This is a genomic window from Magnetovibrio sp. PR-2, assembly GCF_036689815.1.
Taxonomy (GTDB): domain Bacteria; phylum Pseudomonadota; class Alphaproteobacteria; order Rhodospirillales; family Magnetovibrionaceae; genus Magnetovibrio.
Window position 1 is genome coordinate 130,465 of the sequence record NZ_JBAHUR010000008.1, and the last position, 23,352, is coordinate 153,816.

20 protein-coding genes and 2 pseudogenes are annotated in these 23,352 nt (G+C 53.2%); 4 read left to right on the top strand and 18 right to left on the bottom strand.

From position 1 onward, the window contains the following. Positions 1-101: 101 nt before the first annotated feature. Positions 102-1,283, bottom strand: a complete 1,182-nt coding sequence (sat, locus tag V5T82_RS11455; protein ID WP_332895774.1) for a sulfate adenylyltransferase — start codon at positions 1,281-1,283, stop codon at positions 102-104. Positions 1,284-2,008: 725 nt separating this feature from the next. Next, positions 2,009-2,437: a YHS domain-containing (seleno)protein gene (locus tag V5T82_RS11460; RefSeq protein ID WP_332895775.1), complete on the bottom strand. Its 429-nt coding sequence runs from the start codon at positions 2,435-2,437 to the stop codon at positions 2,009-2,011. Positions 2,438-2,647: 210 nt separating this feature from the next. On the opposite strand from V5T82_RS11460, the gene V5T82_RS11465 reads away from it, so the two are divergent. The 3 genes from V5T82_RS11465 (at position 2,648) to V5T82_RS11475 (ending at position 6,480) form a co-directional block, all read left to right on the top strand. Further along, positions 2,648-3,067 (top strand): hypothetical protein, encoded by a 420-nt coding sequence (locus tag V5T82_RS11465; protein ID WP_332895776.1) that lies wholly within the window; start codon positions 2,648-2,650, stop codon positions 3,065-3,067. A gap of 126 nt (positions 3,068-3,193) precedes the next feature. Then, positions 3,194-4,804, top strand: coding sequence for a cation:proton antiporter domain-containing protein (locus V5T82_RS11470; protein WP_332895777.1), 1,611 nt, complete (start codon positions 3,194-3,196; stop codon positions 4,802-4,804). 59 nt (positions 4,805-4,863) lie between these two features. Further along, positions 4,864-6,480, top strand: a complete 1,617-nt coding sequence (locus V5T82_RS11475) for an MBL fold metallo-hydrolase (protein ID WP_332895778.1) — start codon at positions 4,864-4,866, stop codon at positions 6,478-6,480. A gap of 210 nt (positions 6,481-6,690) precedes the next feature. Here V5T82_RS11475 and V5T82_RS11480 read toward each other — a convergent pair whose 3' ends face one another. The 8 genes and pseudogenes from V5T82_RS11480 to V5T82_RS11510 form a co-directional block, all read right to left on the bottom strand. Then, the gene (locus V5T82_RS11480; RefSeq protein WP_332895779.1) at positions 6,691-7,602 is read right to left on the bottom strand and encodes a methyltransferase domain-containing protein; all 912 of its coding nucleotides are present in this window, start codon (positions 7,600-7,602) and stop codon (positions 6,691-6,693) included. Between the two features lie 68 nt (positions 7,603-7,670). Further along, positions 7,671-7,889: a hypothetical protein gene (locus V5T82_RS11485; protein WP_332895780.1), complete on the bottom strand. Its 219-nt coding sequence runs from the start codon at positions 7,887-7,889 to the stop codon at positions 7,671-7,673. 620 nt (positions 7,890-8,509) lie between these two features. Beyond that, complete coding sequence (locus tag V5T82_RS11490; protein WP_332895781.1) at positions 8,510-9,943, bottom strand: gamma-aminobutyraldehyde dehydrogenase; 1,434 nt, start codon at positions 9,941-9,943, stop codon at positions 8,510-8,512. Between the two features lie 2 nt (positions 9,944-9,945). Further along, on the bottom strand, positions 9,946-11,346 hold the full coding sequence (locus tag V5T82_RS11495; RefSeq protein WP_332895782.1) for an aminotransferase: 1,401 nt from the start codon (positions 11,344-11,346) through the stop codon (positions 9,946-9,948). Between the two features lie 43 nt (positions 11,347-11,389). Beyond that, on the bottom strand, positions 11,390-11,794 hold the full coding sequence (locus tag V5T82_RS18240) for a type III PLP-dependent enzyme domain-containing protein (RefSeq protein WP_442917623.1): 405 nt from the start codon (positions 11,792-11,794) through the stop codon (positions 11,390-11,392). Then, a pseudogene (locus V5T82_RS11500) lies at positions 11,777-12,646 on the bottom strand (type III PLP-dependent enzyme domain-containing protein); the annotation flags it as partial. The pseudogene V5T82_RS11500 and the gene V5T82_RS18240, both read right to left, overlap by 18 nt. A 498-nt stretch (positions 12,647-13,144) precedes the next feature. Then, complete coding sequence (locus tag V5T82_RS11505) at positions 13,145-13,591, bottom strand: NfeD family protein (RefSeq protein ID WP_332895784.1); 447 nt, start codon at positions 13,589-13,591, stop codon at positions 13,145-13,147. A 43-nt stretch (positions 13,592-13,634) separates the two neighbouring features. Then, entirely contained in the window at positions 13,635-14,600 is a 966-nt protein-coding gene (locus V5T82_RS11510) for an SPFH domain-containing protein (protein WP_332895785.1), read from the bottom strand. Positions 14,601-14,771: 171 nt separating this feature from the next. Between V5T82_RS11510 and V5T82_RS11515 the strand changes: the two genes are divergently transcribed. Beyond that, a complete protein-coding gene (locus V5T82_RS11515) occupies positions 14,772-15,815 on the top strand; it encodes a hypothetical protein (RefSeq protein ID WP_332895786.1) in 1,044 nt (347 codons plus the stop codon). A 6-nt stretch (positions 15,816-15,821) separates the two neighbouring features. Here the strand turns inward: V5T82_RS11515 and V5T82_RS11520 are convergent, their stop codons facing one another. The 8 genes and pseudogenes from V5T82_RS11520 to V5T82_RS11550 form a co-directional block, all read right to left on the bottom strand. Continuing rightward, positions 15,822-18,602 (bottom strand): ATP-binding protein, encoded by a 2,781-nt coding sequence (locus V5T82_RS11520; RefSeq protein WP_332895787.1) that lies wholly within the window; start codon positions 18,600-18,602, stop codon positions 15,822-15,824. Positions 18,603-18,605: 3 nt separating this feature from the next. After that, entirely contained in the window at positions 18,606-18,878 is a 273-nt protein-coding gene (locus V5T82_RS11525; protein WP_332895788.1) for a hypothetical protein, read from the bottom strand. A gap of 23 nt (positions 18,879-18,901) precedes the next feature. After that, positions 18,902-19,288: a response regulator transcription factor gene (locus tag V5T82_RS11530; RefSeq protein WP_332895789.1), complete on the bottom strand. Its 387-nt coding sequence runs from the start codon at positions 19,286-19,288 to the stop codon at positions 18,902-18,904. Between the two features lie 269 nt (positions 19,289-19,557). Then, positions 19,558-20,346 (bottom strand): ABC transporter ATP-binding protein, encoded by a 789-nt coding sequence (locus V5T82_RS11535; protein ID WP_332895790.1) that lies wholly within the window; start codon positions 20,344-20,346, stop codon positions 19,558-19,560. Next, entirely contained in the window at positions 20,343-20,654 is a 312-nt protein-coding gene (locus tag V5T82_RS18245) for an ABC transporter ATP-binding protein C-terminal domain-containing protein (protein ID WP_442917625.1), read from the bottom strand. Before V5T82_RS18245 ends, V5T82_RS11535 begins: the two co-directional genes overlap by 4 nt. Further along, positions 20,628-21,032, bottom strand: a pseudogene (locus tag V5T82_RS18250) (ATP-binding cassette domain-containing protein); the annotation flags it as partial. The pseudogene V5T82_RS18250 and the gene V5T82_RS18245, both read right to left, overlap by 27 nt. Positions 21,033-21,118: 86 nt before the next feature. Beyond that, positions 21,119-22,276, bottom strand: coding sequence for a branched-chain amino acid ABC transporter permease (locus V5T82_RS11545; RefSeq protein WP_332895792.1), 1,158 nt, complete (start codon positions 22,274-22,276; stop codon positions 21,119-21,121). 3 nt (positions 22,277-22,279) lie between these two features. Then, positions 22,280-23,296: a branched-chain amino acid ABC transporter permease gene (locus V5T82_RS11550; protein WP_332895793.1), complete on the bottom strand. Its 1,017-nt coding sequence runs from the start codon at positions 23,294-23,296 to the stop codon at positions 22,280-22,282. Between the last annotated feature and the right edge of the window lie 56 nt (positions 23,297-23,352).

A 23,352-nucleotide genomic window follows, 5' to 3' on the forward strand; every position in this document is an offset into this window, starting at 1 on the left:
AAAGCATCGTATCTCGTTATGGGCGCTCAACGAATAAAATTGAAACCAAAAAAAGGGGAGAAGCCAACGCTTCTCCCCTTTTCTCGTATTCAGCCGAAGCCTTATTTCAGGGATGCATAGTATTCCTGCAAAACCTTGACGACTTCCGGGCGGGAAAATTCGGGCGGGATGTCTTCGCCCGCGCCCAGCATTTCACGCTGCTTGGTGCCGGAAATGGACACGTGGAACTCTTTGTCGTGCGGACAGGTTTTGGCGGTCGCCATGCCCATGCACTTGGAGCAGTAGAACGTGATGTCGATTTTCAGCGGTTGGGTTTGCAAGGCGCCGTCCCACAGCTTTTCAAAGATGTGCTGTGCGTCGAACGGACCGTAGTAGTCGCCAACACCGGCGTGGTCACGACCAACGATCAGGTGGGAGCAGCCGTAGTTTTGGCGGATCAAAGCGTGGAACAAAGCTTCACGCGGACCGGCATAACGCATTTCGAACGGATAGCCCGCTTGGATCACGGTACCCGCAACGAAGTAGTTGTCGATCATGGCTTGAATAGCTTTGGTGCGGGTTTCGGCGGGGATGTCGCCCGGCTTCAATTTGCCCAAAACTTGGTGGATGTAGACACCGTCGGTGACTTCCACAGCGATTTTCGCCAGGTGCTCGTGGGAACGGTGCATGGGGTTGCGGGTTTGGAACGCCGCCACCGTGGACCAGCCTTTTTCAGCGAATTCAGCGCGGGATTCCGCCGGGCGCTGGTACAGATCGCCAAAGATGGACGGGAACTCGCCTTCGTCGATGACGCTGACGGGACCGGCCAAAGCCACAGCACGCTGAGCGTTGACTTTTTCCACGCCCGGGTGCTCGCCATCGGTGGTGGTGTAGACGTGTTGCGATTCAAACGCTTTGTCTTCGTCGCTCATGGCGAACTTTTCGGTCACGGTCATGATGGCCATGACAGTGCCGCTTTCTTCGTCGACCAAAGCGACTTCTTCACCGTCGGCAATGCTGTCGGCTAAGTCTTGATCGGCGGTCAACGTCACCGGGATCGGCCAGAACAGACCGTCGGCCATTTTCATATCTTTGCAGACACCTTCCCAGTCCGCACGGCCCATAAAGCCGTCCAACGGGGTAAATGCGCCCATGGAGAACATCAAAACGTCAGACGTTTCCTTAGAACCCATGGGAACCTGTTTGAGGTTCTTGGCGCGGTCAATCTCTGCTGCGCGTTCGGTTTTTGGAGCCAACAGCGGCTTCAAACCTTGCCCGCCATGGGGCTCAACCAATTGAGACATATTTCATCCTTCTCACTCATCACTGACGACCGGGAAGTCCCGGCCTGTTGTGTGTCACGCGCCTTTTACCTTTTTACGCAAAATTTGTGAAGTTTATTTTTAATATACACAAACTAGCGGTAAATAAAGCGCCTCCCTAAAATCTCACGGCGATGTGGGCGCCGTCCCAAACGTCAAAGTTTGTGGAATGCGGGCGTGCGGACAGGTCTTGAGCGCTTCGTGCGCATAGCATCACCCATCCCCCTTCTTAACTCGTGGACCCTGCCACAAAATTGCGTTGAGGATAGTTTTAGCAAAACAACTGGAATGAACGCCATCGAAAATTATAAAAATCGCATATATGAGGATTCTTATATGAGGTCCATTTCGCGTAAACCTCATAAATTCGGTACGTTAAGTATGTGAGAAAGCAGCAGAACGTGCCTAGCCTGCCAATGCCCGCAAAACGCTACGCCGTTTCAGCATAATAATGCGCGCTGCAATCATTTGCTTTTCAAATTCTGGATCAGAAGTCTTCAAACCAGACATTTTGCGTATTCCTCAACCTAACCTTACTGGAATGTTGCAAATTATTATCACAATACCGACTGCTCGTACACGTCATGCGCGGGCTTGACCCGCGTATCCACGTCTGAACCCCCAGAGCCCGTGGCATCCAAAGACGTGGATGGCCGGGTCAAGCCCGGCCAAGACGTCATAAAACCAGAGATCAAACTTGAAAACAATCACTCCCCCAACACCCCCGGCCAATTCCCATCGGCTTTGGCGATATTGACGGGGATATTCTGTGCCCATGTGTTCTGCACGTTCTTGGAATAATTGAGATATAGCTTCCCTTCCACAATGGACCACGCTTTGGGGTCGGTGGACGCTGTGTAGCCTTGAGACACCGCCCACGCGCAATAGCCGCCGTATTGCGGAGCGAACCGTTCCGGGTTGGCTTTGAACGCAGCTAAGTTCTCAGCGTTTGAAAAATTCCAGTCCACGCCTTTCCACTGCAGCTCAAAATCATCTGTTCCCTTCACCGCACGGCCTTCGGTGAAATACGCCACCGCATCGTAGCCCTTAACGGCTGTGTTGGAGAATGTGGCGGTGAAAATCGCGTCCTTGGCAAAGGCGGGAAGCGCTTGGGTCAAACCAAGACAAAAGAGCATGATAAAAAAAGTTCGACGTGCGTGGATCAAAATCGCCTCCTCAGTCGTTGTCGGTTCATAAGGCCATACCTCTTTATTCGCGCGTCCCCCCGTACAGGTTACGTTCAGGCCCGGTGGCGTAAAAAGTTTGCAATCCGTGTGACACCTGACACAGCTCAGCATCATGAGAGTGTGTAAAACACAAAGATCAAAACCAAGAGGAGTTCGACAATGAAAACGAACATCAAATCCGTCGTGGGTTGCCTCGGCTTGGTGGCTGCACTGTTCGCATCCCCTGTTATGGCCGAAACCTACAAATGCCCGAGTAAAATCAAAATCGACCAACAAAGCGCCCACTCGACCCTCAGCGCCGACATGCGCTCTGGTCGCTATTCCACCGACGCCTTCACCATCGCCGCCGACCCGCGTCTGGCGAAAGGCAAAGACTGGGCGGCGCACGTGACCTTGGATCAGCCCAAACGTTATGGGCGGTGCGATGTCAACACGTGGGTGGTCCAAACCAATGGCGTGAACGCTTTGGTCTGCGAATGTACGGACCCTGCCAATGACGTGACCTTTACTGTCGCGAAATCCGTCACCGCCGATACATGCAAAACGACCGGCAAGCTCGGTTTTCTCTGCACCAACTAAGTCTGCTTAAAGGATGGGGAGATGGAAAGGATCTCTTCATTTTTTAAGCCGCCTATGCCTTGTCCAGGCTTGCTGCGTCCCCACATATCAATCATAGTTACATGATGTGCGGGTAAGGGACAAACGTTGGACACCATCCTCATTTCCATCGATTACAGAGACCCGGCGTGGATCGCCGTGGCGTTTGTGTTTGGCCTGCTGGTGCGTCAAATCAACTTGCCGCCCATGGTCGGTTTTTTGATGGCCGGTTTCATCTTGCACCTGTTGGGGGCAGAGAACGATCCGTTCTTGTTGGCCGTTGCCGACATGGGGGTGACGTTGTTGCTGTTCACCATCGGTCTAAAGCTCCGCATCAAGACCCTCATCCGTCCCGAAATCTGGGCAACAACGGGCCTCCATATGGCGACGACCATTGGGGCCTCGTTTATTGCGCTGATGTTTTTGGGCTGGGCGGGCGTCATGTTGTATGCCGATCTGGATTATACCAGCGCCTTGATTGTCGCCTTTGCCCTGTCCTTTTCTTCGACCGTCTTTGCCGTCAAAATTTTGGAAGACCGCGGCTCCATGATGTCGCGCTACGGCCAAGTCGCCATCGGCGTTTTGGTCATGCAAGACATTGCCGCCGTGGTGTTTTTAGCCGCCTCCATCGGCAAGCTGCCGTCGTTTTGGGCGGTGGCTCTTATCGCTTTGATCCCGGCGCGCCACATCCTGGGCTATTTGATGCAGGCCAGTGGCCACAAAGAGTTGCTGGCCGTATTTGGCTTCACCGTGGCCTTAGGTGGCGCTGCATTGTTCGAAATGGTCGGCATGAAAGGCGACTTGGGCGCGCTGGTCATCGGCATTTTGCTGTCGGGTCATGCCAAAGCCGGACGGTTGTCGAGAATCTTGCTCAGCTTCAAAGACATCTTCTTGGTCTGCTTCTTCTTAACCATCGGGCTTACGGGCTTGCCCACGTGGGAAACCGCAGGTGCGGCGGGCTTACTGCTTATGTTGGTCCCTTTAAAAGCCATGTTGTTTATTTACTTGATGCTGCGCTTTCGCATGCGCTCGCGGGCCTCTACCTTCGGCGGCTTGGTGTTGGGCAACTATTCGGAGTTTGGCCTGATCGTCGCCACCATCGCCATCAACGCAGGCTGGCTCGCACCCGTCTGGCTGACCGTCATCGCATTGGCACTCACCGCGTCGCTTTTGCTGTCCTCGCCCATCAATGTTTTGGCGGATGTCATCTATGGCAAAATCTCACCGCAACTAAAGCCTCTGGAAACCACCAAGCGATTGGTCGGGGACGAAGACATCAATTTGGGCGGCCACCGCATTCTCATTTTTGGCATGGGCCGTGTCGGACGGGCTACTTATGACGAGATGCAGGCCAACTCCGATGACGCCATCATCGGCATCGACCTGGACGAAGCCGAAGTCAAACGCTCCCGCGATGAAGGGCGCAACGTGGTTTTGGGCGATGCCATCAACCCCGAGTTTTGGTCGCGTCTGGTATCGTCTCACCAAGAAATCGAAATGATCTTGCTCGCCATGCCGCACCACAACGCCAACTTGGACGCGGCCAAACGCATGCGTGAACGCGGCTACCAAGGCCCCATCATCGCCATTGCTCTGTACCCCAATCAAGAAGAAGACTTGTACAAAAACGGCATTGATGAAGTCTTCAACATCTACGCCGAAGCCGGCAGTGGTGCGGCAAGTCGGATGCGGGGATTGTTGGACAAAGACGACACCTGATGTGAACGGATTGCCCCCGGCCTTGTGCAGTCGTACAATTGTAAGAGAGGCCGGATGCCATGAACAAAAAGCTTATCAACAATGTTGAAGTCAAGTTTCTCGGCGCAGCAGGCACCGTCACCGGGTCGTGTTACCTTGTCACGCACCCAGGCGGAAAGTTTTTGATCGATTGCGGCCTGTTCCAAGGCACAAAGTCAGTGCGCGAACTCAACTACGGCCGCTTCCCGTTCGAGCCTGCCGACATCGACTTTGTCATGCTCACCCATGCGCATGTGGACCATTCAGGCTTGGTGCCGAAATTGGTCAAGCACGGTTTTCGCAATCAAGTCTACGCCACCGAGGGCACACGTGATCTGCTCACCTATATGCTGCCCGACAGCGGCTACATCCACGAAACAGAAGTCAAACGCATCAATCGGCGCAACATGCGTCGCGGTGAAAAGCCGGTTGACCCCATCTACACCAAAAGCGACGGCGAACGTGCGCTGGACTTCATCGTCACCCAGTCTTACGGGGAGCGGTTTGAGGCCGCACCGGGCGTGCACGTGCGGTTCTGGAATGCCGGACACATCTTGGGCTCAAGCTCTGTCGAAGTCTCTGTCGATAGCGAACAGCGCCCGGTCAAGTTGGTGTTCTCCGGCGACATCGGCCCGGATGAAAAGTCCTTCCACAACGATCCAGACGCACCGACCGGCATTGATTATTTGTTTGTCGAAAGCACATATGGGGATCGCGAACGCCAAGACCTGACACTGGAACAACGCCGTGATGTGCTGAAGAAAGAATTGTTGGACGGTTTAAGCAAAGGCGGCAATGTTTTAATCCCCGCCTTCGCGGTCGAACGCACCCAAGAGCTGCTCTATGACATTGGCTTGTTGTTGGACGATCAAGACCTCCCGCCCATCACCGTTTATTTGGACAGCCCCTTGGCGATCCGCGCGACGGAGGTGTTTGAGATGCACGCCGCCACCTTGCACGACGTGTCAGGGCGCGGGGGGATGTTTCGCAACGTGCGTTTTCAATTCGTCAACCGCGCCGAAGATTCCATGGCCCTGGACCGCATCACCGGAGGCGCGATCATCATCGCCGCCAGCGGCATGTGCGATGCGGGCCGCATTCGCTATCATCTAAAATCGAACCTGTGGCGACCACAAGCGACCGTGCTGTTCGTGGGCTACCAAGCCGCCGGGTCGTTAGGGGCGACGTTGCTCAAGGGAGCTGACAAGGTGCGCATCCATGGGCGCGAGATTGCCGTCAAAGCGCGCATCCGCCGCCTTGACAGTTATTCTGCTCACGCGGATCAAACGGAACTTGTCAACTGGGTCACAGAACGCTTACCCGTAAAACGTGGCATCTTCATCACGCACGGCGAAGACATGGCGCGCGCGACCTTGCGCGATCATTTGGTGGCACACGGGTGCGAACCCAAAAGCGTCTTCATCCCGCAGTTGGACGAAACGTTTGTCTTGAGCCTCAAAGGCAAGATCAAACACGCCCGCATCAAACCGAGGATCGAGCGCGAAGAATTCTCCAGCCACGACTGGCACAACGACTACGCTTCGTTCCTGGTACGCCTGTCTGACAACCTCCGCCGTCGCGAAAGTGATCAAGACCGCAACAAAACGCTCAAAAAATTGTCCAAGGTTTTGGAGAAAATGGAGACTGGGGAGCAATGAGGTCATGGAGTCAAAATGATGCTGGTTGATTTCAGCTTGTCTGCACATGGCGGACATATTCAAGTCGCATCTTGAAGGAAATGACTCAAAGCCGAAATTTGGCAATCATCAAGGGCGCAGATGGAAAGTGCGACCTTTACCCATTGGTTTTATATAATAAAAAGCAAAAATGATCTGCCATGCGCAGAGTATACGCTGACGCGCAAGGGCTTAGCCTTCAATTGGTGTACCGCGAATGACAGCCACTTCGTGATACAGGTCAACGTGCGGATCTTTATCGACCAACGCCTGTGCTTCACAGGCCGAAAGCGGTATTTTGCCATCTGCATCGGCATAAAACTTACAGACAAGATGTTTTTCCAACCCCGTCCCGTCCAACGCTTTTTCAAGCGCGACGAAGAACGAGATATCCGTACCGTCATCTTGGCGGACAATTTTTGACGCCAATTTTTCCGGCTTAAAACCGTTGGTTTCAAAACATTCGAATATGATGTCCGTACCGATGCGACAGCCAAAATTCATCAAGACTTCCGCGTGCGGGGCGTGTTGATGAATGCGGCGCATCAGCGCTTCGTTCAAGCCCAGACCAACTGCGTTATAGGGATATTCGTCAAACATGGTCCACGGGTAATAGTGGGCAAGATGATCTTCGGCTTCGGATTCAGCTTCATCTGGAAGCTCAACATCATGGGCTTCGCGAAAAGCCGTCAGACGCGGGTCGCTTGGGTCGCCCACTTGCGGGATGCACGCAATCACAACATCTGTCTTTGCGATTTTGCTGTGGGCTTCATCCGTGTCGATCAAGCTGACACTGCCGTGGACCGGATCAAAATGATCGGCGTGTTGAGGCGATAACTTACGCAAGTTGCGTTCCGCCAATTTGATCAAGCGTGGGTCCAAATCGCTGCCGAAAACCGTTTCAGCCCCACACGAGCGCAGCATATAAGCAACATTGATGCCCGTCCCCACGCCAACTTCATACACGGATTTTCCTTCTAAATTGGCTTGCTTGAGCCCCATTTGAAACGTTTGGGTCCAAGGATCATCGGGATCGAAGGCAAATTCAGGAGCTTCTGGTGTCGCGTTTTCTTCCGAGGACGAATTGGCGGAGGCTACAGACATAATGTTTCCTGTTTGGCGCGCATGAAATGGTCAGCTCAGCGCAGATTTTTTTGTGGAAAAGCGAAGTTTTAGTCCTGTTCGTGAAACGCGTCACTGCCAGCTGTGAGCGTAACGTCTTCGGCTAGGTCACCCAATGAGTCTGCCAAGTCGTCACAGTCGCAATTGGAATCAATCAACACGTTGAGCGGCAGGTCATCTTCTGGTCGTGCGATCAAAGCTTGCTTGATGCGCAAAATTGTTGTGGCCGGGGATAGACCATTACAATCAATTGTGTTCGTAACATGCATGCCAAATTCTCCTTGCGTGGCGAACGTGCAAATTGTCACCCCCGTCCATGGGACGGAGACGTAAACAAAAGATTTTTTATATTGAGCGACCGCATGCCCTTTCGGGCCCAGCCCACCTAAGGGCTATGTGGAACTGTCCACTGCCAGACGGTGCATGGCGTTAACACATGAGCACCCGGCTTTCACACTCACCTTTTGGTTATTCCCACTGATTTATTACAAGAGTGGACAAAAAGCGGTATGCACGGCGGTCGCAACGACGATCATTAGATACAGGGGGGGGTAAGACTATCTGCAAACCACCCCAGGTAAACACTCAATCCATTTTCAGGGATTGAACCTCAAACTTACCGAGAATCAGTCAAAACTGTCCAAAAACCAAGTAAATCGAGAACATTACCGCCGCGACGATGTTGCAGACAAGCCTATGGAGTACCCACGAAAGTGTCAAGGTTATTGAGGTTAAATTTTGACCACAGCCAAAATCTGCCCAATTTATAGACATGTTCGTCAATTGAGGGTGGGTTATGCCCTCAGATAAGCAGTTATGTGCTTGAAAACAGAAAGCCCTCTGTCCCATTCCACGCATCGCCATGGAATCGGGGAGAGTAAAACACGCCCTATTGATCGTGGGTCACCAACACATGCCGGGCGACGGTGTAATCTTCAAGGCCATACATGGAAAGATCCTTGCCGTAACCCGTTTGTTTCATGCCACCATGGGGCATTTCATTGGGCAGCATGAAGTGCGTATTGACCCAGCTGGCGCCATATTGCAACTGAGCGGCAACCGCATGGGCTTTGCCGACGTTTTTCGTCCAGATGGAAGACGCAAGCCCGTATTCTGAATCGTTCGCCCACTCAACCGCCTGTTCAACCGTGTTGTCAAAGCGCGTGATGGACACGACCGGGCCGAAAACTTCTTCTTGAACGATTTCGTCTTTTTGCAGGGCACCCGCCAAAACTGTCGGTTCATAAAAGAACCCAGGGCCATCGACCTTGTTACCACCACACAGGTTTTCAATATGTCCGGTTGCTACAGCACGTTGGACAAAGCCGTCAACTCGGTCACGGTGTGCAGCCGTGATCATGGGTGGAATTTCAGACTCAGCATTATTTGCGTCGCCATATTTGATGGTTGAAACAGCTTTCGCCAGCTTTTCAGAAAATTCGTCATAAATGCCATCTGCGGCGTAGACCCGGCACGCGGCGACGCAATCTTGCCCACCGTTGTAATAGCCATAAGCGCGGATCGTTTCGACAGCTTTGTCCAGGTCCGCATCATCAAAGACAATAACAGGTGCTTTGCCGCCCAATTCAAAGTGGGTGCGTTTAAGGTTACCCGCAGCCAATTTAAGCACCGCTTTTCCGGTCTCAACCGAACCGGTGACCGAAATCATGCGGATGCGGGGGTGCTTCGACAGCTCAGCCCCAACGTCAGGGCCATTGCCCGTCAGGATGTTGATCACACCAGCGGGAAAGACCTCAGCGAACAAGGGGGCCAAGGCCAGCATGGTCAATGGGGTGTTTTCGGACGGTTTGAACACCACGCAATTGCCCGCAGCCAACGCAGGCGCAATCTTCCAGGCCGCCATCATCAACGGATAGTTCCAAGGTGCGATCTGAGCAACCACGCCGACGGGGTCTCGGCGGATCATGCTGGTCATACCTTCGAAATATTCACCCGCAGCCGACCCGGTCATCACCCGACACGCCGACGCATAAAAGCGAAAGCAGTCCGAGATCGCGGGAATTTCATCTTCAAGCATGCGCTGATAGGGCTTGCCGGTGTTCAGCGATTCCAGCTTAGCCAGTTCTTCAGCGCGGCTGTCAATTTCGTCCGCAATGCGTGTCAACAAAACGCTGCGTTCCGCTGGCGGCTTCGCCCCCCAAGATGAAAAAGCCGCTTCGGCAGCACCAACCGCTTCGTCAACTTGGGCTGCACTGGCGCTGTTGATGAGAGCAATCTCTTCGCCGTTTTCAGGATTGATAACAGCGTCGCCCTTGCCTTGTCCCGCGACAAGAGACCCATTGATCAGCTGGTGAACTTGCATGCTTAGATTAATCCTTCTTTCTGCAACTCGGTGGTCGCATGTTCGATACTCTTGGCGAGAATGGCGATCATTTCATCAACCCCCGTCTTGTCGATGATCAAGGGCGGCGACAGAATCAACAGGGCTTCGTAGGGGCGCACGATCAGGCCGAACTGCTCGCAGAATTTGTCGACAACAAGTGCGGCATGCATATCTTTGTCTTCTGCCGCCGTCATGTTGTGACTGATGTTGCATTCGATACACGCCATCAGGTGATGTCCACGGACTTCACCAATGATGTCGTATTTCTCCAACTTTTTAAGCTGTTCCATAAAGTACGGGCCAATGTCTTGGACGTGTTCGCACACCTTATCGCGCTTGAGAATCTCGATATTCTTTAACGCCGCTGCACACGCCACCGGATGGCCCGAATAGGTATAGCCATTGGTAAAGTACGCCGCGTCCGGTGCGTTGCTGCCGGACACGCGGTCAAACAACCTGTCGGAAATGATGGTTGCCCCCAACGGCTGATAACCACTGGAAATACCTTTGGCACACGTGATGATGTCCGGCACAATGTCCCAAACGGGTTCGGCAGAGAAAAAATGCCCAAGGCGCCCAAACCCGGTGACCACTTCGTCCAGGATGTAGAGGATGTCGTACTTTTCACAGACCTGTTTCATGGCCTTGTGGTAGCCCGCAGGCGGAACCAAGACACCGCCCGAGCCCATAATCGGCTCGGCAATAAAGCAGGCGACTTTTTCGGGGCCGATCTCTTTGATCTTGTCTTCAAACTCATCAACAAGGTGCTGCAAGTACTGCTCAACCGACAACGCTTTATCGCGACGGTAAGGGTTGGGACCTTCGACGTGATGGATGAAGTCGGACATGTAATGGAAGTAGGTTCGGTCTACCGCTTTGCCGGACAGCGACGCACTCAGAAAAGAGCTGCCGTGATAACTTTCGGTGCGCGAAATCACATGTTTTTTCTCAGGCTGGCCCATCGCGTTAAAGTAAAAATGCACAAATCGAATGGCGGAATCGACCGCACTTGATCCACCCGTAGTCAAATGCACCCGGTTCAAATCGCCGGGCGTTAGGTCCGCCAAAACTTTCGCGAGTTCTGCTGAGAGCGGATTGGTCATGGCACCAAAGGGCGTGTAGTACACCAGCTGTTTGATTTGTTCGGCGATGGCGTCGGCCATTTCTTCATTGGCGTAACCGATGTTGACGCACCACATACCTGCAATACCGTCGATGTAGCGATTGTTCTCGCTGTCATAGACGTGATAGCCCTCGCCTTTGGTCATCACCAAGTCGCCTTGGTCTGCAGCGGTCGCCAAATCGGCCCACGGATGGAGCGTATGACGCTTGTCTATTTCGCTAATGGCGCCCGTGTCAAAATTGTCTTGCCCGTCACTCATAACCATACTGTCCTGTCTCAATCGTTTCGCGTGTGAGGGTGTCTTACTGATCGTCATTCAGCAAGAGGCATTCCGAAAACGCCCCGCGCATGCAGTGATTTGAACTCATCGAAGTTGTGTAAGCCCCCGCATTGATGAACGCGATCAGGTCTTCTTCGTTCACTTGGGGGAAAGGAAAGTCTTCCAACAAGATGTCGAGGGCTTCGTTAATATTGCCCGCAAAGCTGACCGCCTTCATGTTTGACGGATCAAAACTTTTTTCTTTTGTATCAGAAAGTTTGCAGGGTGTCGGTTCAGCCGGAAGCTTGTAGTGCACAGGTTCCATCGACAAGTTGAAGCCACCGTTGACGCCAACAAAAGCTTGACCGGATTTTGTTTCCACGGTGTTGGCTTCCAACACCATCAGGCCAGCGTCTTTGACGATGTAGGTGCCGGGTTCAACGCGAATTTCAAAGGGCTTGTCGCCAAACACTCGTTTGATTTTGTCGCTCCACTCCGCCAAGGACAGGGGCGCGTCATCCTTTGTATAGGGCACACCTAAGCCACCGCCCAGGTTCACACACTTCACATCCCCAACCTGCTCAATCATCTTCAGGCATTCGCCCAAAATGTCTTCCCATGGGCTGAGCTGGCAATCCAAGTAACCACACCCGGTATGAAAATGAATGGCCTCGATGGTCATATCGTAGTCTTTAGCAATCGCCAGCGCTTCATTCAGTTCAGAACGATAGATGCCGAACTTGGTGGGCTTTTCACCACTGTAACGCAACAATTCGTTGGAACCATACCCCGTTCCCATGGCGGGGTTGATGCGCACGCCGATGCTTCGCCCAGGGCTGCGCTTACCCAGTCTGCGCAACATGCTGAGCCCGTCGCAGTTGATCAACAGGTCCGGAAAGCTGGCAAGAAAATCAAGATCGGCGTTGGAAACGGACGTGCCCGTGTATGAGATGTCGCTCACGTCAAATCCGCAGCTCAGCGCATGGCGAACTTCTTCGGGAGAGCACACATCAACACCGCAAGATGTTTGAGTTTTCAGCAGTGTGAGCAACGGCGCAAATCGATTGGCCTTTACAGCGTAAAAAATGCGATTGCTTTTGCCTGTTGCGTCAAGCGCGGACTGAACTCGTTCGATGTTCTCCAACACTCGCGCGCCGTCGTACAAAAACAAAGGCGTTCCCAATTTTTCGCCAAGGCTTTGAACAGACTGTCCCGCGAATGTGAGTTCTTGGTCTTCGTTGTAACGAAGGCCTTCTCTTTCCCACCATAAATTCATAACGCTCAATCTCTTTATTCTCATTAATATCGAAGCCCGTTCTAAGCAGGCCTGTTTCGGGATGTTTCTCGGGCTATAGGCTTGCTGTCTCGTTCGAGCATCCCCCGGCCAAGCATACCCCAGATCGAGAAAGGTTTAGGTGAGCCGCTCAAGCAGAGATGCTGAAACACATTCAGCTAACAATGACGGGGGAGGCACAACGGTGAGGCTTCGACGGAGAGGCCCAACAGGGGGCGTCCGGGGCTATTTAGAACCGATCAGCGCTTTCGTAATGACCTCAATACTTCCTCAACGAAGTGTTTGTACCCATTCATGCTCAAATTTAGGCGGCATGATTGCTTACAAAGCGTAAAGAATCAATGCTGAAGTCTGTTTTTGGCTATACCCGGACCCATGCTTATCATCATTGATATGTCTGGAAACGCACCAAGAGAAGACAATATTTGCACTGCCCTGCGACTTCTTTGGCGCGAAGCCAAAGGGGTATGGATGCCAGCTCGGTCCTGCATACGAGGCCATGACCTAGCCCCGCGATTCCACCTTTAAAATGACCCCTTCGGCAGCCACGACTTCGACCTTAGTGCCCGCAGCCATGTCATCGCCCGCCACTTTCCAGGTGCTGTCGTCCACTTTGATTTTGCCAAAGCCGCCTTCGATGGGCTCCTCCAGCGTGAAGTGACGCCCGACGTATTGTTGGCCCCGTTGGTTCAAAGTCGGATGGTCTGTTTGCAACGGTCTTTTCTTCAGATACATCCGCCCAGCCACCACACTGATGACGGACAAAACGGCGAACACAATCAGCTGCCATTCCATGGCCATGTCGGGGCTCAACCACGACACCACGCCTGTGAGCAAAGCCGCCAAGCCCAGCCACATGAACACGACACCCGGCGCGAACATTTCCAAGATCAACAAGACCACGCCCGCGATCAACCAGTGCCAAAAGGTCACTTCGTCAAACACGTTCATAGGCAGCATCTGCTCGTCAGAAGGTGGTTGCCCCGTCATCACACTAGCGAGAAGGTGGAACACTGCTGCCTCCGCCCGGTTTGTCGCTCATATCCGAAAAAGCCCCTTTGCCCAGTTCCGCAATCCCGGCCAGAGAGCTCAAGATGCCGGTTGCTTCCATGGGCATGAACAAGACTTTCTGATTGCGGGCCGAGGCGATGTCTTTCAAGGCCTCAACATATTTTTGCGCAACGAAGTAGTTCACCGCCTGCACATCCCCGCCAGCGATGGCCTCGGACACCATGTTGGTGGCTTTGGCTTCGGCCTCAGCTTCGCGTTCGCGGGCTTCAGCGTCACGATAAGCGGCTTCTTTGCGGCCTTCGGCTTCCAAGATGGCGGCTTGTTTTTCACCTTCTGCGCGCAGCACTGCCGATTGACGCGAACCTTCGGCTTCCAGAATTTGTGCGCGTTTTTCGCGCTCAGCTTTCATTTGACGCGCCATGGAATCCACCAGATCGCGCGGCGGCGAAATGTCTTTGATTTCGATGCGCGTGACCTTCACACCCCACGGCGTCGTGGCTTCGTCCACCACGGTCAACAGTTTGGCATTGATATTGTCGCGTTGAGACAACAGCTCATCCAAGTCCATGGACCCCATCACGGTCCGCACGTTGGTCATGGTCAAATTCAAGATCGCACGGTGGAGATCGTTGACCTCATAGGCCGCAGCGGCGGCATCCAAGATTTGGTAGAACACCACGCCGTCGGCTGTGACCATGGCGTTGTCCTTGGTGATGACTTCTTGCGACGGCACGTCGAGAACTTGTTCCATCATGTTCAACTGGGCACCAACACGGTCCACCACGGGAATGATGACGTGAAGTCCGGGTTTTAGCGTCGTGGTGTAGCGCCCAAACCGTTCGACCGTGTATTCCATGCCTTGCGGCACGACTTTGACACCCATAAAGACGATTGCCAGGGCAAAAAGAAGGATCGCCCCCGCAAATCCTGCAAATCCAGCCAATTCCATTGGTGTACCCCCTAATAAGTCGTCAACCATTGAGGATTAAACTATGACCGAGAACGTTTGTATGGCGCAACCATTTTCGTTTGGCTTTTGTGCTTTGGGCACATCACGAATAGCTGTAACATATCGAAAATATTACAGAAAATGTCTGTAACCTAAGGGAATGACTACCCCATGACCATTGCTGGGAAAGCCGATTGGCCGCAAACGCCGGATGGCACAACCGACTGGGAATTTGTATTTGAGGATGCAGAAACTGGCTTTATCCAGCTGGTGATGCAGTCGCCCAACACCGACGTCTTGCGTCAAACCACCACGGTGGTGATCGAAAAGCTGTTTACGCGCCGCCTTGACGAGGACGAAGTTGCACGCCTGAAGACCCAGCTGGCGATCATTCTCAGCGAAAGCCCAGAACTGCCCGTCCAGCAACAAGGCGTCACCGCACTTTTGCGGGGCATCAAAGACACACGCATCGAAAAAGCCCGGATTTTTGTCGAGCGCAAAAAGGCCGGGGCAACCATCGACCGCCGTTCCGGTTGGCTGTGGAAGATTGATGTCTTGCTCAGACCTAAAGTCTTGATCCCGGTGAGCTTGATATTCGTGCTGAGCTTAACCGGTGCCGTCTATGGTTTGCTCAACATCACCGTTGGCCCATCGCGACCGAAAGTCATCATCGCGGAACCCAAGACCCCGCCTCTTGTCGCCGCAAACAAAGCTGAGGCCCCTAAAGCAGAGCCAGAAGCGAAACCTGAACCTGAACCGGCTCCAGAGCCAAAACCCGAACCCGAACCCGAGCCCGAGCCCGAGCCTGCTGCTGAACCCGAAGACGAAGCCGCAACACAAGAGCCAGTAAGCGTCTGGTTAAAGACCATGCGCTGGCCATTGTCGTCGCTGAGCACCTCTGAACGGCCGCAGTACTTCGCGGTCATTTTGCATGTGAAAGACTGGGACACCAAAGTCGGCGTGTGTCGGCGGGTCGCCAACGTGATGGACCAGCTATATCAAGCGTTCAATCATGTTCTGCCGCAAAACCGGCGCGTCACCGACAAAGAGATCAGCGATCTATCCACCGTCATCCCCGGGGCCGTAAATCAGATTTTCGGTGGCAAGGTCATCATTGGTGCCGAAGTCCACCGTTACGGCGCGCCGGGATACAAGGCCGCGACATTACCGCCGTACTGCCAGTCGCAAAATAAAAGGTCGCAAAATAAAAGATAGCCTAGACTAGATTGTGACCGGTTCTTCGCGCCCGCCGCGCTTGCGTTCTTCGGCCAAGTAGCCGTCCACTTGCGCCAACGGCACGGTGAAGCTGAAACGCGCACCTTGTTCGTCTGGGTTATCGTCGACCCAGATGGATCCGCCCAAAAACGAAATGATTTCACGGCAAATCGCGAGGCCGAGACCCGTTCCACGGGGCATCTTGTCGGTGCCTTGGTTGAACTGGTGGAACTTCTCAAAGACTTCGGCTTTCTTCTCATCCGGAACGCCGTCGCCGTTGTCCGTCACACTGATCTGCAAAGAGCCTTGCTGCACCCGGGCAACGACCATAACGTGACCGCCGGGCTGGGCACAGAATTTCGCAGCGTTGGACAAGAGGTTCACCAACACCTGCACCAACTGATCCGCGTCGGCCTTGATCATGGGCATGCCTGCGGCTAGGTCCACTCGCAGGTTGATCTTGCGTTCTTTCATCAGACCCGACATGGCCGCGATGGCCTGTTCGACCACAACGCGGGAATCAACGTTCGCCAGCGCCCAGTCCATTTGCCCGGATTCCATTTTAGCCAAATCCAAGATTTGATCGATGAGACGGGACAAACGTTCGCTCTCTTTGCGGATGACGAGCAAAAAGTGTTCCGTTTCTTCTTCGCTGACGTCGGGCGTTTCCGACAAAATTTCTGAAAACGCGCGGATAGAGGTCAACGGCGTGCGCAATTCGTGCGAAATGGTGTTGAGGAAATCGTCTTTCAGCGAGTCGAGCTCTTTCAGCCGTTCGTTGGCAGCTTGCAGCTTGGTCGTGGTTTCTTCCAATTCACGCGATTTGGTTTCCAGCATACGCGAGTACTGAATGGCTTGAGAGGTCTCGTCCAAGATCTTGTACATCTCGTCCAAACTCACGATACCGCCTTTGACGACCGAGCCGATCATCACACGCGACGTCGCCGCGCCGACCGCACCGGACAACATCTTTTCCGCCAAATCCAACCAGGATGTGTCGGCGATCAAGTTGGGGCGATACAAAACGCCTTGGTCCGTGGAAAAATCGCGAAAGGCTTTGGACGCCCGATCTTCGCCGACGAAACGTCCGACCAAATTGCACAAATCGCCAATGGTGGCAGACCCCTTCAAAAAGCGCGGATCTTTCAGACCTTCGGTATACAAAAACACGTCAACAAACATGGTGCCTTGAATGCGCTCGATGGTGCTTTGGCGCGTCAGCAACGAGCCGATCACATAGGCGGAAATGTTGACCAACATGCTCCAAAACATCGAATGCGAAAGATTGTCCAAACCATCCATGCCGAACAAGGCATAGGGGCGCAAAAATTCGATTCCGAACGGACCATAGTCGATCAAGCTGGTGGGCAGCCAGCCCGACTGGGCAAAGGATGGCAACAACAACGTGTAAGCCCACACCAAGGTGCCCAAGCTCATACCCGCCAACGCACCTTTGAGCGAAGCTTCTTTCCAAAACATGCCGCCGATGATCGCAGGGGCAAATTGAGCAGCCGCGGCAAACGACACCAAACCAATGGTCACCAACGAATACGATTCCGACGCAATGCGGAAGTAGGCATAGCCTAAAATCAAAATGCCGATGATGGACGCGCGGCGGATCAACAGCAAAAGGCTAGAGATGTTGGCGCTGCGTTCCAGATCAACCCAACGCATCTTCACCAACATCGGTACAACGATGTTGTTACACACCATGGTCGACAACGCGATGGCCGCAACAATGACCATTGACGTCGCCGCAGACAACCCACCAATGAACGCCAACAGCGCGAGAGCGCCATTGTCGTAATACATCGGCACGGTCAGAACAAACATGTCCGCATCCATGCTGCTCATCATCAATCGTCCGCTGATCGCAATCGGCAAAACAAAAATATTGATCAGCAAAAGATACAAAGGGAACAGCCACACGGCGGTGCGTAAGTGGTTCTCATCCGTGTTTTCAACAGCCGTAATATAGAACTGACGCGGCAAGCAGATGATCGCCAACATGGACAAGATGATCATCGTCACCCAGCGCGCATATCCATCGTCCGGGTTCACCGTAAACAAATGATTCAGCTCAGCGTTTTGAGCTTTCGCAAACAAATCGCCAAAGCCATCGTACACACCGAAGGTCACAAAGAAGCCCACAGCCAAAAATGCAAACAATTTGACGATGGACTCAAACGCAATGGCGGCAACGATGCCTTGGTGGTGTTCACTGGCGTCAATGTGGCGGGTGCCAAACAAAATGGAAAAGACTGCCAACAATAGGGCAATCAAAAACGTCGTATCCAAACCAAACTGGGACAACACCGGACTGATGATGGAATCTTCCTCGGAATGGTTCGTGATGATTTCAAAGCTGGTGGCGATCGATTTCAGCTGCAAAGAAATATATGGCGTGGTGCCGATCACCGCGATGATGGCGACCAAAGCACCTAAGATGGAACTTTTGCCATAGCGCGACGAAATAAATTCGGCGATGGACGTGATGCGGTTAACTTTGCAAATCCGCAAGATCTTCACCCAGCCCACGGACCACACGGCAAAGACCAACGTAGGCCCAATATAAATCGGCAAAAAATCCAGGCCGGAACGCGCGGCTAAGCCCACGGATCCATAAAACGTCCACGATGTACAAAAGACCGCGATGGATAAGGTGTAGATATACGGGTTTTTGGTGATCGAGCGCCCGCGCTCTGCCGCTTTATCCCCAAAGTAAGCGATGGCGAACAAAGCGCAGATATACAAAATGGACGCAAAAACTACCAAACCGCCTTGCATGGCTTAGCTCCGCCTGCGCGCGTCGGTATCTGGAAATGTCGGTTCCATCGCCTGCCCGCTCGCCGCGCCGTCTTTGCGCAAGGGGCTGGGCCTGGCACCAATGAAAATCGCTACGATTATAAATGCCCAAACGCCGAACAAAACTAAGTAGGTCACCGGCAAACCCAACACCAAGACCGAGTGATTATAAATGCCGATCACAGGCGGCAAGAACATGACAACGCCGAACATAAACAGCGTCAACGACCATTCCTGCTTGCGTCCTGTGCGCTTCATAAAAGATCAACTTGTTCAGACAGTTAAGAAATGGTGCAGCCTTCGAGCCCCAACAGCGAATTCACGCGATCACAGACATCGCGGGTCGAATAGGGTTTGGTGATGTAGTCGTCCGCCCCCAATGACATGGCTTTTTCTTTGTCTGCTTCACGGCTTTTGGCGCTTAAAATCAGAATCTTCACATCCGACCAATCTGGATTGGCGCGAATGACTTCGCAAACCGATAAGCCGTCGCGTTTGGGCAGCATAACGTCCAACAGAACCACATCAGGCGTTTGCTCATGCATGGCGTCGAGCGCGGCTTCGCCGTCCTCAGCAATGCGGACGTCATGGCCTGAGCGTTTCATGATGAACTGAAGTGACAGAACGATGTTCGGTTCGTCCTCCACCACCAAAACAGAATGCGTCATACGCGTGATGTTCCCTATCCCCATATTCGTATTCAATTCCGCACTCAGATCGACTTTTTAGTTGTGTTGTCGAATTTTCAGCGCTGCGGAACGTCCTCACTGTGACGCATCCTAACGATTTTGTACGAAATTGTCATCTATCGCGTCTCGCAGGTGCGAAACGCCCAAAAACCAATAAGGCCCCAGGAATAACCCTGGGGCCTTACGGCATCTGACGAGCAAGGGGGGTAGGAGTGATGAGTGTCTTTCCCACTTGCGAGGGAAAAACGTTAGATCGCCAGATATTCGTCGCGAAGTTCTTTGTTATCGAGAACCTCTTGAGCGGTGCCGTTAAACACGACCTCGCCCATATCCAAGATGATTGCCCGGTCTGCCAAGTGCAGTGCCGCAATCGCATTTTGTTCCACGATGATGGACGTCATGCCCAGTTTCTTCACGCTTTCGAGAATGCTTTCGATCTCGTGAACGATAACCGGTGCCAAACCTTCATAGGGTTCGTCCAACAACAACAGTTTGACGTCACGGGCCAAGGCACGGGCAACAGCCAACATTTGCTGTTCACCACCCGACAGGGTCACGCCTTCTTGATTGCGGCGTTCCGCCAAGCGCGGGAAGTGTTCGTAGATACGTTCAATGGACCAGCCAATCGGCGGTGCGATTTGTGCCAGCGACAAGTTTTCTTCCACGGTCAAACCGGGGATGATGTTGCGGTCTTCGGGAACCAGGGCAACGCCGTTGCGGGCTGCCTGCCAAGATTCCATATTGTGCAACGGTTGGTGATCCAACCAAACTTCGCCGTGGCGCAGTTCCGGGTCGTCCATGCGGGCGATGGAACGCAGCGTGGAGGTTTTGCCTGCACCGTTGCGGCCCAAGAGTGCGACGATTTCACCTTCGTGAATGTCGAAGCTGACACCTTGAACGATGTAGCTCTCACCGTAGTAGGAGTGAAGATCCCACGCCGAGAAATAGGCGTGCGCAGAACCTTCGTTTGTGATTTTTTCGGCGGTCGGCGTATTGCCGACATCGCCCAAATCGATGCCAAGATTTTGATCGCTCATAGGTGTGCTCCGCCAAGATATGCTTCTTGAACTTTCGGGCTGCCACGCACTTCGTCGGGCTTGCCGTCAGCAATGATTGCGCCTTGCGCCAAGACCGAGATGTGATCAGCCAAGCTGAACACAACGTGCATGTCGTGCTCAATGATGACTTTGGTCATACCGCGAGTCTTCAAACGCTTCAAGATGTCGATGGTCCGGTTGGTGTCGTGACGCGCCATACCAGCGGTCGGTTCGTCCAACAGCAACAACTTAGGCTTTTGGATCAGACCCATGGCCAATTCCAGACGGCGTTTGTCACCACGTGACATGGAGCCGGAATGCCCATGCTTTTGATTTTCCAAAGCCATGTCGACTAAGACTTCTTCAGCGAGATCGCGGATCTCGGCTTCTTTGCCCATGGACTTGAACGGATTGAATTTAAATTCACCGTCGCGTTTGGCCAAAGCCGGGATCATGACGTTTTCCAAAACCGTCAGTTCCGGGAAGATTTCCGGCGTTTGGAACACGCGCACCACACCTGCTTGGTTGATCTGATACGGCGTTTTGCCGGTCAGCGGAATGTCGCCAAACATCACAGAGCCGTTATCGGGTTCCAAGCGGCCGATGCACACGTTCAACAACGTGGATTTACCTGCACCGTTCGGACCGATGATGGCGTGTGTTTCGCCTTCCTTGATCTTCAAGTTGATGTCGGTCAGCGCTTTCAAGCCACCGAAGGTTTTGTTTACGCCTGAGACGTCCAGGACGATGTTTTCTGTTTCACTCATGTCCCTTACCCCTCATTCGCTTGTGTGTCGGAAGACGCGGTTTCATCGAACTTCGACTTCGTCACAAAAGCCTTAATCTTGTTCACACCTTCGACAATGCCACCGGGCAGGAAGATCACAATCACCATGAACAACGCGCCCAAGGTCAAGTGCCAGCCTTTTCCGACGAACGGATCGACGAGGAACACCATGACATTTGCTAAAATGTCCGGCAGGAACGAGAAGATGTCTTGCAATACCTGTTCGTTGAAGGCCGAGAAGATGTTTTCGAAGTATTTGATGATGCCCGCACCGATGATCGGACCGAACAAAGTGCCGACACCGCCCAAGATGGTCATCAAAACCACCTCACCCGAAGCCGTCCACTGCATACGTTCCGCACCCGCCAAAGGATCGGTCACGGCCATCAAGGCCCCAGCCAAACCCGCATACGAGCCGGAGATCACAAACGCCGCCAACAAGTACGGACGTGTGTTAAAGCCCGTGTAGCTCATCCGCGTTTGGTTGGACTTAATCGCCGCCAACTTCAAACCGAAGGGCGAACGGAAAATCCGAAGCGAGACATAGAATGCGAGAATGAGAATGACCGCACAGAAGTAGAACCCGAAGTTGCCGTCCCAATCGCTCATCTTCATACCGAAGAAGTTCGTGGAAGGCAGGCCTTCGCTTGCGGCACGCTCTGCATCCAAAATCCGCGGATCAGCGGCTTCCAGCTGCAAGCTGGTTTCACCGTTGGTGATCGGCGTCAGAACGGAGTATGCCAAGTTGTATGACATCTGGGCAAACGCCAGCGTCAGGATTGAGAAGTAAATGCCGGAACGACGCAAGCTGATAAAACCGATCAACAAGGTAAACGCGCCAGCGATCAAAACCGCAAAGAGGATCGCCGGAACGACGTTCATGGTCAGCAGTTTAAACGACCAAACCGCCGCATACGAACCAACACCCAAGAACGCGGCGTGACCAAAGGACAGATAGCCCGTCAAACCGAACAGAATGTTGAAACCAATGGCGAAGATGCCAAAGATTGCAAATTTCTGCATCAAATCCGGATAAGCCGCACCGATGGGTTCCAGCCAGATCGGCATGGTCAACACCGCGGCCGAAAAGACGACCATCAGCAGCATATCTTTGCGAGGGCTGGAAGAGGTTGAAATACTCATGACTTAGCTCTCCATCACACCCTTGCGGCCCATCAACCCACGCGGGCGGACCAACAAGATGACCACGGCAACCAAATAGATGATGATTTGGTCAATGCCTGGAATAATTTGTTTAATTTCATTCATCGAGGCGAACGATTCCATGATGCCCAGCAAGAACCCGGCCGCAACAGCGCCAGGAAGCGAGCCCATGCCGCCGACAACCACCACAACAAAGGACAGAACCAACAGTTCCATACCCATGTGATAATCCGGTGCGACAATCGGGGTGTACATGGTCCCCGCCAAGCCTGCGACAACAGCCGCCAAGGCGAACACAATGGTGAAACGACGCTGAATATTGATGCCCATCAAGCCGACCGTGTCACGGTCCGCCATACCGGCGCGAACAACCATGCCATAGGTCGTGTACTGCAAGAACGCAAACACGCCACCGATCAAGGTAAAGGCGAAGAAGGCATAAATCAAACGCCACCACGGATAAACGACACCTTCGCCGAGACCGATCCACGCGCCAATGTTGGCACTGCCGGAAACGACGTCGGGTGCACCCATGGGAATGGGGTTGGCACCGTAAAAGTGTTTGACGATTTCCTGGACCACGATGGCCAGACCAAACGTCACCAGAATCTGTTCCGCGTGGGTACGCTTATAGAAATAACGGATCAGGCCGCGCTCCATAGCGATGCCGATCAACGCCATCATGGGTATGGTAAACAGGATCGATATGGGCACCGAATAGTCGATGATCATCGTCCCGGTTTCACCCAACCATGTTTCCAGATAGGGGATTTCTTTGTAGGCCTCGAAGAACGTGATGCTTTCATCACGGACCTTTTCAGAAACCGACAGAAGTTGGTTTACAGACACCGCGCAAAAAGCGCCCAACATGAACAACACGCCGTGGGCGAAGTTCACGATACCCAGTGTACCGAAAGCCAAAGTGAGCCCAAGAGCGATGAGGGCATAGGCAGCACCCTTATCAAGGCCGTTTAGAATTTGAATAAATATAGCGTCCATTGCACCCAATCCATCTCTGTAGCGCGCGGCGCGCGCTGGATGTTAGCGGTTTGCAT